This is a genomic window from Allobacillus sp. SKP2-8 (assembly GCF_007559355.1).
GTDB classification, from domain to species: Bacteria; Bacillota; Bacilli; order Bacillales; family Alkalibacillaceae; genus Allobacillus; species Allobacillus halotolerans.
Window position 1 is genome coordinate 127,830 of record NZ_VMHF01000003.1, and the last position, 15,246, is coordinate 143,075.

Here is a 15,246-nt window from a genome sequence, read left to right on the forward strand (position 1 = left end):
GTATTTTAGGGGGATAAGAAATGAAGAAGAAGATACTCATAATAACACTGATTCTATGGATGATCCCGTTTGCTTCTTATGCAATGGAAGAAAACGATTATCGCATAGATGTCGAAAATCATTTTCGTGAAGTCGGAAACGAATATGAACTCATCGATTTGCATTTTGTTTTATATACAATGGACGCAGCCTTTACGGAAAAAGAAAATATCCGAAACGAGTGGACGAATCAAATCGACGACCAGATTGCCAGTGAACTACATGATTTCTTTAGTAACGATGAGCTGACCGGTTCAGACTACAATCAACAAGTTCTAGACTATTTAGAACAAAACTTTGAGATTGAAGAGCCGGACGACGGCGGTTTTTTCGCTGCGATCGGAAACTTCTTCAAAAGCATCTTTAACTTCTTCGCAGGTTTATTCTAAAGCGGTTCTGTTTTGTAACAGTTGGAAAATATGGCACAATAGAAATTGACTACTTACAATAGAACAGGAAGTCAAGGAGGTCCATGGTGATGAAATCATTTGATCAAAATAAAAAATCAACGGGGAAGAAGAGCAATCAATTTACAATCATGAAAGATGACCCGATTGACGGCCATCCGGGATTCTCTGGTGGAGGCGCCATCAGTTTAGAGAATATGTCACCGTTGATTGTCGACCCGAATGAAGATCGTGTATGGGTAGACATGGGTGCCATGCACGCTCGAAGTGAAGTGGAAAAACGCATCCGATTTGTGACAGATAAAGAAGAAGTTCCAAACGGTAAACCGTATTGGATTGTCTGGACGACGGTTGAGCGAAGTGAAGCGGGACCTTTTTATTATGGAATCGCAGCCAGTTTCTTGGAAGTCGACCGGGAGGCGCGCCGCGGATATAAAATTCTTGCTGAGCACGTCAATCGCATGGATAAGTCGCTAAAAGGAAGAGTTGTCATCGACCAAATGGATGACCATTCAAAGAAATTATTGAAAGACTTTTTAATCGAATTCAACCCACAGTACTGGGAAAATGCGGAAGATGAATTGAAAGCTGCATTTGATTAATTTTGAATGAATTGTGAACAATGTTTTTTCTGATTGTACTTTTGTAAAATCCTCGTTACAATAGGATTAAACATGGGTCTTTTACATGTTTATTAGGACAAAAAAGCGGGATTGGTCACTGAGAGAGTGATCAGTCCCGTTTTTTTAGGTTTTTTTAGATTGAATATGTTTTTGTGACATCCGTTTTGGTTGGAAAAAACGTGATTGTGTTTCTCGGGTGCACTTTTGTGATGAAGAGCCTTAAAACGACCATAACCGCCTCAATTACTCCGTACACACATTTTTAGGAACGGTTCCTTTGATGAAATACATCAGGCGTGTTCGGTCTTCACAAGCAGGGCCTTGCAGATAACCTGTATCCGGATCAATGTAAGCGCCCGTGACGCCATCCGGAACTTCAAAAGGTTGAACCGGTTTATTTTCGTGAATCTTTTCCATATATTCAGCCCAAATTTGCTTCGCTGCAACGAGGTCCTCTCGTTTTTCGATTTGTTGATGGTCATCGTACCCTGTCCAAACGGCTGTCGTATAATGTGGGCTGTAGCCGATCATCCAGCTGTCATTTGGTGTCGTTCCGGATTTTCCAGCATAATGATGGGTCAGCATCGGTGCGATTGTTGCACCAGTCACCCGGCTATAGCTGTTTAGCCGTTCGTCGAATATCCCAGTCAACAAGTGGGTGAGTACAAAAGCATAATCCCGGTCGAGCACTCGTTCAGATGGTTGTGACGGATGCTCATACAATACTTCTCCATCTTCGTTCGTTATCTTTTTCACGATGTATGGATCGATCGACGCCCCTCCGTTTGCCAATAAGCCATAAGCTTCTGCCATATTCATCACCGATGTAGAACCTGAACCTAACGCCAAAGAAGGAACACTTGGCAAATCGTCTTCAATACCAAACGTACGAGCCGCTTCGATTAAATTATCCGACGTTATAAATTGATTGGTTTTCACGGCATAAATATTATCGGAGATTGCTAAGGCTTGTGCCAACGTAATCGGTCCGTTGGCGTATAGGTCACCGTAGTTGGTAGGTTTATACGTCTTGCCATTTTCCAGCTGAAAAGTCGTTTCCGCACTTTCCAATGTCATTGCCGGTGTGAAACCGTACAATAGTGCAGCATAATAAAGAATTGGTTTAAATGTTGAACCAGTCATTCGGCTTGCTTGAGTCACACGGTTAAATGGTGATTTTTTGTAATCTCTTCCACCTTGAAGGGCAACAATCTCACCGGACTGATGATTGATGGTTACTGTTCCTACTTGTAGCTCTCCTTCTGGAAGGTTCTCTTTAACCGTTTCACTCAAATGCTCTTGTGCTTCAACGTCCATCGTGGTATAAACATTGTAACCACCGTGTTTTAGCTCTTCACGGCTAATATCGAGCAATTCAGCAGCTTGCTTCATGGCAGTGTCCATAAAATACAACGAATCCCTGTTTGATTCGTTCGCGACAGCTGTCACAATCGGTACATCTCGGTTCTTTAGCGCGTCATATGTTTGTTGATCGATGAAGTCGAGCGATGCCATTCTTCGCAAAATCCATTGTTGTCGTTCGTGTGAGCGTTCATAGTCGTTAAGCGGTGAATAAATCGCAGGCCCTTTTGGAATGCCAGCTAAAAGAGCAGCTTCATCTACCGCTAGATCGCGTGCACTTTTATCGAAGAAATACTGGCTCGCAGCCTCAACACCGTATTGTCCGTGGCCAAAATAAATGGTATTCAAATAGCCTTCAAGGATCTCATCTTTGGTTAAAAACATTTCCAAACGCATAGCAGCCAAGGCTTCTTTGAATTTTCGCGTCCATGTTTTTTCATTGGTGAAATAAAGGTTTTTGGCATATTGCTGGGTAATTGTACTGGCACCTTGTCGTTTATCTTGGTGAATGACATTTTGATAAACAGCGCCGCCAATCCGTTTGAGATCGAATCCGTAATGGTCGTAAAAATGCTGATCTTCCGCAGCGGTGAAGGCATTTTTTACGTGCGGAGAGATCTCTTCAATGGCAATATACTCCCGTTGATTGACGAGCGCCTGCGTTTCGAGCAAATTCTCATCACGGTCGAAAAATTGGGTTTGTTGATGAAGATTCGTATCCGGCGGACCTAGTAAATAGGTGAACAATAAAATGACGGCAAACGCCGATAGCATAAAACTACTGACGATCATAGTTAGAAAGAATAGTTTTTTAAACATGTCGAAAACCCCTGAAGTTACGCAAATTTTGGCCGATATTATCTTTATTAGTATGGAAAAATTGGTAAGAATATAAACATGGAGATAAATTTTTTGATAGGGAGGTCGACTTGCGTTAGACTGAAAAAGGTTTTGCATGTTCCAGAAGGGTATCTCTGGTTTTAAAACATTAGTTCTCCATAACATAAAAGCTAAGGGGAAAGTTACATAGAACCGTTACACCACGAGAAAATGAGAGGGGAATGGATATGGCAGATCCAATTCGTGTAGATATAGAGGTCAATACGGAAATAATAGATGAAAATGGAGAAGAAACGATCCAAAAGCAAGAAAAGGGTGTTTATAGCCACAAAAACGACTTGCATGTGATAAAATATGACGAACAGATGGATGATTTCGGCAAGGTGAAAACGACCTTGATTATTCAACAGGAAAAAATCGTCTTGAAAAGAGAAGGCACATTGAAACTCCATCAAATCTTTCGAATCGGCAATAAAACCGAAGCATTATATACCCATCCATATGGAAGTTTTCGATTAGAGACGTCCACGCATCGGATGGAATTTTATAAAGGAATGAACAAACGCTCTGGTCGAGTTTTCATCGATTATGATGTTGTGATTAACGATCAAGAACCACGCAGACATACCTTGCAGGTGAAGTTTCAAGAGGAGGATTAACACGTGAATATTGTCGCTGAAGTAGAACAGCAACTGAAAAATGAAATCGAAGCAGCTATTTTAAAAGCGGAACTAGCAAGTAAAGAAGAGATGCCGGAAATTATCTTGGAAACACCGAAAGAAAAGGAACACGGTGATTATGCTACGAATATGGCGATGCAGCTTGCTCGAATTGCCAAAAAAGCGCCGAAACAAATTGCCGAAGAAATCGTAGAACAGATTGACACCGGCCAAGCATCCGTGAAAAAAATCGATATCGCCGGACCGGGATTCATTAACTTTTTTATGGATCAGTCGTTTTTGACGAAAGTTGTTACAGAAATTAATGAAGCGAAAAGCCAATATGGAAAAAGCGATCACGGCGCTGGGAAAAAAGTTCAAATCGAATTTGTATCTGCCAATCCGACCGGAACACTCCACTTGGGTCATGCCCGTGGTGCGGCTTACGGAGATGCGCTCGCAAACGTCATGGAGAAAGCAGGCTACGAAGTTGATCGCGAGTATTATATCAACGATGCGGGAAATCAAATCAATTTGTTAGCCAAATCAATCGAAGCTCGCTATTTCCAAGCGGTCGGACATGACGTTGAAATGCCCGAAGATAGTTACCGTGGAAAAGATATTATTGAACTTGCGAATGATTTATATAAGGAGCATGGAGATCATTATGTCGACGTGACTGAAGAAGAGCGGTTAGAAGCCTTCCGTCAACATGGACTGGATCACTTGCTTGAACGTATTAAAGAGGATTTGGAAGAGTATCGTGTGCCATTCGATACATGGTTCTCCGAAACGTCTTTATATGAAACAGGTGTAATCGGCCTCGTCGTCGACCAGCTACGGGAAAATGGCTATGTTTATGAACAGGAAGGCGCGACTTGGTTTAAGAGTACCGACTTCGGTGACGATAAAGACCGGGTACTCATTAAACAAGACGGCACCTATACGTATTTAACACCGGATATTGCGTATCATCAAAATAAAATTGACCGCGGATTCGATGAACTTATTAATGTTTGGGGAGCCGATCATCACGGCTACGTCAACCGAATGAAAGCGGCAATCCAAGCATTAGGGAACCCAAAAGATATTTTAGACATCAAAATTGTTCAAATCGTCCACTTATACCAAGATGGTGAAAAAGTGAAAATGAGTAAACGGACAGGAAAAGCCGTGACAATGCAAGAGCTGATCGACGAAGTGGGCTTGGATGCGACGCGTTATTTCTTCATCATGCGTTCCAATGACTCACACCTTGATTTCGATATGGATTTAGCGACAAGTGAATCCAACGAAAACCCGGTTTATTATGTCCAATACGCACACGCCCGAATCTGCAGCATGTTAAAACAAGCTGAAGAAAAAGGCGTTGATGTTGACGCTGAAGCGGACGTTTCCCTGCTGACATCTGAAAAAGAAATTGATCTTTTGAAGCGGCTAGGCGATTATCCGCAAGTGATTGCGGAAGCGGCCAACAAAAAAATGCCCCACCGCATTCCACAATATGTATTCGAATTAGCCGGCGACTTACACAGCTTTTATAACGCTGAAAAAGTCATCGACTTAGAGAACACAGAGCAGACACACGCTCGAATCGCGCTCATTAAAGCCGTTCGGATCGTCATTCAAGATGCACTGAACTTAATCGGTGTTCACGCACCAGAACAAATGTAAAAAGTAGTAGCGTAAACTGGCACTGACTTCGGTCGGTGCCTTTTTTATGTGTTCGGTAAAGCGTTGGGGCGATAAACCCTGAAATTGAGTGGATTAACGCTGAAGCTGGTCGGATTAACCCTGAAGAAAGCGGAAATAACCCTGAAGCCGAGTGAATTAACCCTGAAGGAAACCGCGAACCCTGAAGCCAAGCGAATTAACGTTGAAGGAAACCGCGAACCCTGAAGCTCGGCGGATTAACCCTGAAGGAAGCCGAAATAACCCTGAAGCTCGGCGGATTAACCCTGAAGGAAGCCGAAATAACCCTGAAGCTCGGCGGATTAACCCTGAGGGAAGCCGAAATAACCCTGAAGCCGAGTGAATTAACCCTGAAGGAAGCCGAAATAACCCTGAAGCCGAGTGAATTAACCCTGAAGGAAGCCGAAATAACCCTGAAGTAGAGCAAATTAACGCTGAAGGATGCGAAAATAACGCTGAAGCCAATCAAATTAACCCTGAAGAATTCCCCCAAGGATGCTGAAGGCAGAAACTCTCTCTGCCAGAATGGAACCGAAAATGAATAATCGACATTAAAAACACCCCTCACTTGTAAGGGCAACAGCGGAAAGATTTCTTAAGACAATAAACGAGGAAAAGCGAAAAAAGCTTTCTTCTTTTGTTTTGAGGTGACTCAGACTTTATGTTCTCAAGCCGGGAAAGAAGGAAAGAGCACGTTCTTCCGTATTCGAGAAGCACTCTCAAGAACGGAACAAATGAATTTATGCGCCCTTCCGTGTTCTAGAGACGCTCTCAAACCGGGAAGGAAGGAAAAAGCGCGTCCTTCCGCGTTCGAGGAGCGCTCTCAAGAACGGAACAAATGAATTTATGCGTCCTTCCGTATTCGAGAAGCCCTCTCAAGCCGGGAAGGAAGGAAAAAGCGCGTCCTTCCGTGTTCGAGGAGCGCTCTCAAGAACGGAAGAAATGAAATCGGGTGCCCTTCCGTATTCGAGAAACGCTCTCAAGCCGGGAAGCAAAGAAAAAGTGCATCCTTCCGTATTCGAGAAGCACTCTCAAACCGGGAAGCAAAGAAAAAGTGGCTCCTTCCGTATTCGAGATGCCTTAAGGCACCTTCTTCCGTATCCGAACCTCACATCCTCCATGAAATTCCTAACACCCATCGATCATCAAAAAAGCACCCTTAAATATGCCAGCCCCATAGAACTACATAACAAGATCTCCCCCCAAACAATTGTCTGAAAATAAATAAATCGATTGACTGAATGCTCATTCATTGTATAATAGAGCTAAATAATACTTAGTTTGCGAGCATTTTTAAGCGAAATGCTCATTGTTTAGACGAAATAATTCAGATTATTCCTTTTTAAAACAAAATTTTTTGTTAAGATAGTTTATAAGGAATAATCAATAGTCAGTTCATCATAAGATTATGGGGGGAAAAGAATGGAGACGTTGTTGATCATTAATGCGCTTGCCTTTCTTGCTGTAACGGCCTATGCGATTTTCTTATTCGTACAAATCGTCCGAACAAGAATTGCTTATATAAAGCTCGGTCGAAAAACTGAGTTCGATGAAGGGGTCAAACAGCGCCTGAAAGATGCATGGGTGTATGTGTTTGGACAGAAGAAGCTATTGAAGGATAAAAAATCCGGTGCGATTCACGTTATGTTTTTCTATGGGTTTATTTTAGTGCAGTTTGGTGCAATCGATTTCATTTGGGCTGGACTCGTACCAGGCTCCCATTTGCCACTAGGATTTTTATATCCAGGCTTTAAGTTTTTCCAAGAGATCGTAGCATTAGTTATTCTATTTGCGGTCATTTGGGGATTCTATCGTCGTTATATCGAAAAACTTGTCCGCTTGAAGAAGACTTTTGCAGCGGGTCTCGTATATTACTTTATCGGATCACTAATGATAACCGTTTTAGCGGGTAACGGAATGTCAATTATTTGGCATGGAAAAGATCTCACTTGGACAGAGCCCGTCGCATCCTCGATTGCATGGGCGTTCAGTTGGATGAATCCAACCGCAGCAGCAGCTGTATTTTTCGTCATGTGGTGGATTCACTTGCTCGTGTTGTTGGCTTTCTTAGTGTACGTGCCACAGTTCAAGCACGCTCACTTGATTGCAGGACCTGCAAACGTATTGTTCAACAAAGATAAGAAACATGGTAAATTGAAAAAAATCGACTTCAATATTGATGAGATGGAAGAATCAGATGAAGAACCAACATTCGGTGCAGGTAAGGTAGAAGATTTAAGTGACCTTCAGTTACTGGATTTATATGCCTGTGTTGAATGTGGACGCTGTACAAATGTTTGTCCGGCATCTGGATCAGGTAAAATGCTTTCCCCGATGGATTTATTACTGAAAATCCGTGACCACTTATCGGAAAAAGGAGCGGCAATTACCGGACGCTCTGCTTGGGTACCGACATATGCATTCGCAGGACGTACTGGAAATCAAGTAGCTGATGAGCCGAACGGAACGCTCGCACAACAAGTTATGGAACAAAATCTAATCGGTGATGTTGTCACAGAAGAAGAGCTTTGGGCTTGTACGACATGCCGTAACTGTGAAGATGCATGTCCGGTTATGAACCAGCACGTAGATACAATTATCGACCTTCGTCGTTACCTCGTGATGACAGAAGGAAAAATGGATCCTGAAGCGCAGCGTGCGATGATGAACATTGAGCGTCAAGGTAACCCTTGGGGACTTTCCAAGAAAGATCGTGAAAATTGGAGAGACCAAGACGAAGATCTAAAAGTACCTACAGTGAAAGAATTGAAAAAAGAAGACGAAGAATTTGAATACTTATTCTGGGTATCTTCCATGGGCTCTTATGACAGCCGCAGTCAGAAAATCGCTATAGCGTTCGCTCGCTTGATGAACAAAGCAGGCATTAAGTTCGCTATTCTTGGAAACAAAGAGCGTAACTCCGGTGATACGGCTCGTCGTTTAGGAAACGAATTCTTATTCCAAGAGCTTGCAGAGAAGAATATTAAAGAATTCGAGAAAAACGATATTAAGAAAATCGTTACGATTGACCCACACGCATATAACATCTTTAAAAACGAATATCCTGATTTTGGTCTTGAGGCTGAAGTGTTTCACCATACAGAGCTTCTTGCCGAGTGGATTCAAGAAGGTCGCTTGAAGCCACAAAAAGCAATTCATGAAAAAATAACGTACCACGATTCTTGTTACCTTGGACGTTATAACGACATTTACAACCCACCGCGTTACATTTTGGAACACGTACCAGGTGTTGAAGTCGTTGAAATGGAACGTAGTAAGGAAAACGGCATGTGCTGTGGAGCTGGTGGCGGTTTGATGTGGATGGAAGAAACAACTGGAAACCGCATCAACGTCGCACGTACAGAACAAGCTTTACGTACAGAAGCAACGACGATCTCCAGTGCTTGTCCATTCTGTCTGACGATGATCAGTGATGGTACAAAAGCAAAAGATGTTGACGAAACCGTTCAAACACGCGATGTTGCTGAAGTATTAGAAGAATCAATCTTCGGAGCTCCAGAGAAAGAAGACCAGCCAGCGTAATAGTTTCGAAAAATATAATTCCCTAGAGAGATAGTGAGAGACTATCTTTCTAGGGAATTTTTTTGTTGCAACATGCCGTTCGATTGTAAATACTTCTGGATCGGTATGCTTGTATAAAAAAATAGACCCATAATCATACCACCGAAAATCCACCCAACCACTCGTAAGTAAATCAACATAGCATCATAGCCATCGATGCCATACGTTTGAAGTAGCCACATTTTTAAATAACCCAAAGTAACTCCCCGGATAACGAAAAGAAATTGAATCCATTGAAACCATTTGAATATAGCCGGTTGGTTAAAAAGTCTTTTGCTTTCAGCCGGGTCAAACCCTTGTAAGGAAACAAAATCGACAGCGAAGTATAGTGCCAGTGGTTTTCGTATTACTAAAAAGAATGCATGCAACCCGGCGATTGCAAACCCAAAATAAACTTGATACCAAAGCATTTTTTCTGCCGATCCCGCAATTAAATCAAGTGATGTGCCGATCAATAAAGTGCTGATAATGAAAATTCCAGTAATATTCACCCTACGTTCATGCCAAAATCGATAAAGCGTATAGATGAATCCAGGAACCGTTGATAGAAGCATCGCTGGATAATCACCTATGAGTTCTCTGCCTTGGTTCCATATAAGCAATGGTAAGCCGATGTAAAAAATGATATCTAGAAAAGCTATTTTTCTGCTCACTTTCGGTTATCTCTCCCTCCGATTCAATGTAACTGCGTAAAAGTTTATAATAGTCTATTCGATTGTTTGCTTATTATTTCCTGCTAGTTGAACGGCGCCAAATCAAGTAATCTATGAATCAATAACGATTTTCTTCACAAAAATTCCATATTGAGCGAGCGTTCAGTCGAAAGTATGTTATAATGGATGATAACGTTTACAAAATAAAATATTCAGTCAACATATTTGAAATTAGAATTCAAAAAGGGGAGGAATTTTCATGACAAAAACAGTTATTGTAGCCGGCGCTCGTACGCCATTCGGTAAGTTTGGTGGAGCTCTTGCACCGTTAACAGCGGCACAGCTTGGTGGAATCGCCATTAAAGAAGCGGTCAAGCGTGCAGAAATTGAAGGGAAAGATGTGCAAGAAGTCATTATCGGAAACGTCTTGCAAGGTGGGCAAGGGCAGCTTCCATCCAGACAGGCAATGCGAGAAGCAGGACTTCCTTGGGAAACGAAAACGGAAACGATCAATAAAGTATGTGCATCCGGCCTTCGCAGTGTGACCCTAGGTGACATGTTAATCCGTTTAGGTGAAGAAGATGTCATCGTTGCTGGTGGAATGGAATCGATGAGTAATGCACCGTATGTTTTGCCAGACGCTCGTTGGGGCTTGCGTATGGGCGACAAGAAAATTGTCGACAGCATGGTTCATGATGGACTTACTTGCTCATTTGAAAACGTGCATATGGGAACTTACGGTAACCGTACAGCGGAAAAATTCAAATTAACTCGTGAAGCGCAAGACGAATGGTCTGCGAAAAGTCATGAGCGTGCGCTAAAAGCCACCGAAGAAGGCAAACTGGGTGAAGAAATCGTGCCAGTTGAAGTACCTCAGCGGAAAAAAGATCCGATTACAGTCGATACGGACGAAGCACCTCGTGAAACTTCTAAAGAAGCTTTAGCTAAATTACGTCCAGCGTTTGACAAAGACGGAACAATTACAGCTGGAAACGCACCAGGCGTGAATGACGGTGCTGCAGCAATGGTATTGATGTCTGACAAAAAAGCTGAAGAACTCGGCAAAACGCCTCTTGCGACAGTTCTTGGTAATGCAGAATTAGCGGTAGAAGCAGACCGTTTTCCAGAAACACCAGGTCTTGTCATCAATAAGCTTTTAGAAAAAACAGGCTATAAAATTGATGATATTGATTTATTTGAAGTCAACGAAGCGTTTGCAGCGGTCAGCTTGGCTAGTGGTGAAATCGCAGGTCTTGACCCAGAAAAAGTGAACGTGAACGGTGGAGCAGTTGCGCTTGGTCACCCGATCGGTGCAAGTGGTGCACGCATTATTTTGACATTGGCTTATGAATTGAAACGCCGTGGCGGCGGACTTGGCATTGCGGCGATTTGTTCTGGTGGCGGTCAAGGCGATGCTGTGTTAATCGAAGTACCGAAACAATAAATTAATTTTTTTAGCGACAGGAGGTTTTACCCATGGCAGTCGAAAAAGTAATGGTTATTGGAGCCGGACAAATGGGGGCTGGGATTGCCCAAGTATTCGCTCAGTCTGGCTTCCAGGTGAAATTAAACGATATTGCAGAAGAAAATTTACAAAAAGGCCTTGCAACGATTGAAAAACATCTTTCAAGAAATGTTGAAAAAGGTCGTATGGACGAAGCGGACAAGACCAACACATTGAATAATCTTGAAACGACAACTTCATTAAATGATGCGAATGATTGTGATTTAGTCATTGAGGCAGTCGTTGAAAATATGGACGTCAAAACAAAAGTCTTTCAACAGCTCGATCAAATCACACCAAAACATGCGATTTTAGCATCCAATACATCATCACTCCCGATTACGGATATCGCTGCAGTAACGGAGCGTCCAGAACAAGTCATTGGTATGCACTTCATGAACCCTGTGCCGGTTATGAAACTCGTCGAAGTGATCCGTGCCATACAAACTACAGATGAAACGTATCAAACCATTGCTGAAACAGCAGAAAAACTCAATAAAACAGCGGTGGAAGTAAACGATTATCCAGGATTCGTTTCCAATCGAGTGTTGATGCCGATGATCAACGAAGCGGTTTATACCGTATTTGAAGGCGTTGCAGAACCAGAAGCGATCGATGAAGTGATGAAGCTCGGTATGAATCACCCGATGGGACCACTCCGGTTGGCAGACTTTATCGGGTTGGATACTTGTTTATCAATCATGGAAATTTTGCACGAAGGTTTCGGAGACAGCAAATACCGACCATGTCCATTGCTGCGTAAGTATGTAAATGCAGGATGGTTAGGCAAGAAATCCGGCCGTGGATTTTACGTTTACGAGTAATCTATGAAACTTTTACTAACAAGAATTTACTAGAAAGGATGGCGTAGGATGGATTTGCGATTTACAGACGAACAGGAAATGATGCGCAAAATGGTCCGTGACTTCGCCCAAAAAGAAGTTGCACCAAGAATTGAATCGATGGAAAATGAAGAATTCCCAACAGAAATTATCAAACGGATGGGAGAACTCGGCTTGATGGGAGTCCCTGTCAGCGAGGAACAAGGCGGGGCAGGTATGGATTACACATCTTATATCATCGCCATTAATGAGTTATCCAAAGTGAGCGCTACACTCGGCGTCATTTTATCCGTTCACACATCCGTTGGAACCTTTCCGATCTTGAAATTCGGTACAAAAGAACAAGTCGACCACTATGTACCGAAGCTAGCGAGTGGTGAGTACCTCGGCGCCTTTTGTTTAACAGAGCCAGGTGCAGGTAGTGACGCGGGATCATTGAAAACGAAAGCAAAAAAAGAAGGCGATCATTACATCATTAATGGATCAAAAGTATTCATTACAAATGGTGAGTATGCCGATACATTCATTGTTTTTGCGAATACAAACCCAGAGCAAGGAAATAAAGGCATTACCGCTTTTATCGTTGAAAAAGGTACGCCAGGCCTTGAGATTGGAAAATCCGAAAAGAAAATGGGTCTTCACGGTTCCAGTACCGTTTCATTGAATTTCGACAGTATGAAAGTATCAGAAAGCCAACGACTCGGAGAAGAAGGAGAAGGCTTTAAAATTGCCTTAGCCAACTTGAATATCGGTCGAATTGGCATTGCAGCCCAAGCGCTCGGTATCGCTGAAGCGGCACTCGATGCAGCGACAGGTTATGCAAAAGAACGCGAACAATTCGGAAAGCCAATTGCCAAAAACCAAGGAGTTTCGTTTAAACTCGCAGACATGGCGACAGCTGTCGAAGGAGCGAAACTATTAGTCTATAACGCCGCGTCCAAATACCAAGCAGGCCTAGATACGAGCAAGGAAGCATCGATGGCGAAAAAATACGCTTCCACAACAGCAGTCAATGCAGCTATTGAAGCGGTTCAAGTATTCGGTGGTTACGGCTACACAGAAGACTACCCAGTTGAGCGATATTTCCGAGATGCAAAAATCACTCAAATTTATGAAGGAACAAACGAGATACAAAATGTTGTCATTAGTAGGCAATTGCTGAAGTAGGTTGTCGGAATAATTTCAAGAAAAAATGCGATCACTTTGGTAATAAGCCAATTACTTTTAGAAGAATTCTTTTCACTTGAACAGAAAAACAAGAAATAATATTCAGGAATAGATGAACGCTAAACCAGCGAAAGAAATACACGTAGACTCCTGCGGGAAAGCGAAGACGAACAGACCCTACAGTGAGCGTTCTTTGCGAACGAGGAGGCTGATCGCGAGCCCGCGGAAAGCGTAGTGTATTTCTGTAGCGGTAACGATAAGTTAATTCACAGTTTATAGGAGGACTATATATGAATTTTCAACTAACAGAAGAACAACAAATGCTACGAAAAATGGTTCGTGACTTTGCGACGAAAGATGTCGAACCAACAGCGGCGGAACGTGATGAGGAAGAGCGTTTCGACAGAGAAATTTTTGATCAAATGGCTGAGCTTGGCCTGACTGGTATTCCTTGGCCTGAAGAATATGGTGGAATTGGCGCGGACTTTGTCAGCTATGCGATTGCTGTCGAAGAGTTATCTCGTGTCGATGCATCAATCGGTGTCACATTATCCGCTCATATTTCATTAGCGAGTTGGCCGATTTATAAATACGGAAATGAAGAACAGAAGCAAAATTTCTTGCAACGTTTAGCAACCGGTGAAGCGTTAGGCGCTTATGCGTTGTCTGAGCCTGGTGCAGGAAGTGACGTTGCTTCCATGCGTACGACAGCGAAAAAAGATGGCGATGACTACATCTTAAACGGAAACAAAGTTTGGATCACAAACGGTGAAGTCGCTGACTTGTATGTCGTATTTGCTAAAACGGACCAAGATGCGAAGCACAAAGGCATCTCAGCGTTTGTCGTAGAAAAAGGAACAGAAGGCTTTTCATTCGGTAAGAAAGAGAAAAAGCTAGGAATTCGTTCATCCCCTACAACCGAATTGATTTTCGAAAACTGTCGTATTCCGAAAGAAAATATGCTTGGTGAAGAAGGCGACGGGTTCAAGATTGCGATGACAACACTCGATGGTGGACGTAACGGAATTGCTGCTCAAGCTGTCGGGATTGCCCAAGGTGCACTTGACGCTGCGACAAATTACGCGAAAGAGCGTGAGCAGTTCGGGAAGCCAATTGCCAAGAACCAAGGCATTTCTTTCAAACTCGCAGATATGGCAACAGAAGTAGAAGCTTCTCGTCTATTGACGTATCAAGCGGCTTACAATGAGTCAGAAGGATTACCATATCAAAAAGAATCAGCGATGGCGAAACTATTTGCTGGAGACACGGCGATGCGCACAACCGTTGAAGCGGTTCAAGTATTCGGTGGGTATGGTTATACGAAAGATTATCCAGTAGAACGTTATATGCGTGATGCGAAAATTACACAGATCTACGAAGGAACGCAAGAAATCCAGCGTCTTGTTGTTGGACGTATGGTGACAAAATAAGTGATATAAGGGGCGGCACAGAATCTAAGTGCCGCTTTACCAAATATTTTCGGAATCTTTTGCATTTAGCAAGTATCTCTGGAAGGAGATCTACATGGAAGAACTCGTTAAAAAAATTCAACAAGGGAACCAACGAGCGTTGGCACGTGCCATTACGATGATTGAAAATGACCATCCAGAAAAATTGAAGCTGATGGATTTGATCAATCGCAGTGAAAAAAAGTCACATTATATCGGGATTACCGGTTCACCGGGTGCTGGAAAAAGCTCTTTGGTCGATCGTTTCCTCACCTTGCTACGCCAGAAGGATTTCACTGTCGCGGTCATCGCTGTCGATCCGACGAGTCCATTTAGTGGGGGAGCCTTACTTGGGGACCGAGTGCGGATGACACAGCACTTTTCCGATGAAAATATTTTCATTCGAAGCATGGCGACACGTGGAAGTC

12 protein-coding genes and 1 pseudogene are annotated in these 15,246 nt (G+C 42.9%); 10 read left to right on the forward strand and 3 right to left on the reverse strand.

Annotated features, from left to right (window positions below):
• Nucleotides 1–20 precede the first annotated feature (20 nt).
• Both FPQ10_RS05335 and FPQ10_RS05340 read left to right on the forward strand, forming a co-directional pair.
• On the forward strand, nucleotides 21–428 hold the full coding sequence (locus tag FPQ10_RS05335) for a hypothetical protein (protein WP_144161385.1): 408 nt from the start codon (nucleotides 21–23) through the stop codon (nucleotides 426–428).
• 89 nt (nucleotides 429–517) lie between these two features.
• Nucleotides 518–1,048 carry a YwhD family protein gene (locus tag FPQ10_RS05340; RefSeq protein ID WP_144161388.1) on the forward strand — a complete coding sequence of 177 codons (531 nt, stop codon included), beginning with the start codon at nucleotides 518–520 and terminating at the stop codon, nucleotides 1,046–1,048.
• Nucleotides 1,049–1,312: 264 nt separating this feature from the next.
• Here the strand turns inward: FPQ10_RS05340 and FPQ10_RS05345 are convergent, their stop codons facing one another.
• Nucleotides 1,313–3,250: a transglycosylase domain-containing protein gene (locus FPQ10_RS05345; protein WP_186278548.1), complete on the reverse strand. Its 1,938-nt coding sequence runs from the start codon at nucleotides 3,248–3,250 to the stop codon at nucleotides 1,313–1,315.
• Nucleotides 3,251–3,498: 248 nt separating this feature from the next.
• Here FPQ10_RS05345 and FPQ10_RS05350 point away from each other — a divergent pair, with 248 nt between their 5' ends.
• Nucleotides 3,499–3,930, forward strand: coding sequence for a YwiB family protein (locus FPQ10_RS05350; protein ID WP_186278549.1), 432 nt, complete (start codon nucleotides 3,499–3,501; stop codon nucleotides 3,928–3,930).
• Between the two features lie 3 nt (nucleotides 3,931–3,933).
• Nucleotides 3,934–5,604: an arginine--tRNA ligase gene (argS, locus tag FPQ10_RS05355; protein WP_144161397.1), complete on the forward strand. Its 1,671-nt coding sequence runs from the start codon at nucleotides 3,934–3,936 to the stop codon at nucleotides 5,602–5,604.
• A 196-nt stretch (nucleotides 5,605–5,800) separates the two neighbouring features.
• Here argS and FPQ10_RS05360 read toward each other — a convergent pair whose 3' ends face one another.
• Entirely contained in the window at nucleotides 5,801–6,202 is a 402-nt protein-coding gene (locus tag FPQ10_RS05360) for a hypothetical protein (RefSeq protein WP_144161400.1), read from the reverse strand.
• Between the two features lie 842 nt (nucleotides 6,203–7,044).
• Here FPQ10_RS05360 and FPQ10_RS05365 point away from each other — a divergent pair.
• Nucleotides 7,045–9,165, forward strand: a complete 2,121-nt coding sequence (locus FPQ10_RS05365; RefSeq protein ID WP_144161403.1) for a (Fe-S)-binding protein — start codon at nucleotides 7,045–7,047, stop codon at nucleotides 9,163–9,165.
• Between the two features lie 41 nt (nucleotides 9,166–9,206).
• Here the strand turns inward: FPQ10_RS05365 and FPQ10_RS05370 are convergent, their stop codons facing one another.
• A complete protein-coding gene (locus FPQ10_RS05370; protein WP_144161406.1) occupies nucleotides 9,207–9,857 on the reverse strand; it encodes a VC0807 family protein in 651 nt (216 codons plus the stop codon).
• 259 nt (nucleotides 9,858–10,116) lie between these two features.
• Here FPQ10_RS05370 and FPQ10_RS05375 point away from each other — a divergent pair, with 259 nt between their 5' ends.
• The 5 genes and pseudogenes from FPQ10_RS05375 to FPQ10_RS13280 all read left to right on the forward strand — a co-directional run.
• Complete coding sequence (locus FPQ10_RS05375) at nucleotides 10,117–11,301, forward strand: acetyl-CoA C-acetyltransferase (RefSeq protein WP_144161409.1); 1,185 nt, start codon at nucleotides 10,117–10,119, stop codon at nucleotides 11,299–11,301.
• 32 nt (nucleotides 11,302–11,333) lie between these two features.
• On the forward strand, nucleotides 11,334–12,185 hold the full coding sequence (locus FPQ10_RS05380; RefSeq protein ID WP_144161412.1) for a 3-hydroxybutyryl-CoA dehydrogenase: 852 nt from the start codon (nucleotides 11,334–11,336) through the stop codon (nucleotides 12,183–12,185).
• Nucleotides 12,186–12,233: 48 nt separating this feature from the next.
• Entirely contained in the window at nucleotides 12,234–13,370 is a 1,137-nt protein-coding gene (locus tag FPQ10_RS05385; protein ID WP_144161415.1) for an acyl-CoA dehydrogenase, read from the forward strand.
• A 290-nt stretch (nucleotides 13,371–13,660) separates the two neighbouring features.
• Nucleotides 13,661–14,800: an acyl-CoA dehydrogenase gene (locus tag FPQ10_RS05390; RefSeq protein WP_144161418.1), complete on the forward strand. Its 1,140-nt coding sequence runs from the start codon at nucleotides 13,661–13,663 to the stop codon at nucleotides 14,798–14,800.
• A gap of 94 nt (nucleotides 14,801–14,894) precedes the next feature.
• Nucleotides 14,895–15,246: pseudogene (locus FPQ10_RS13280) on the forward strand (P-loop NTPase fold protein); the annotation flags it as partial.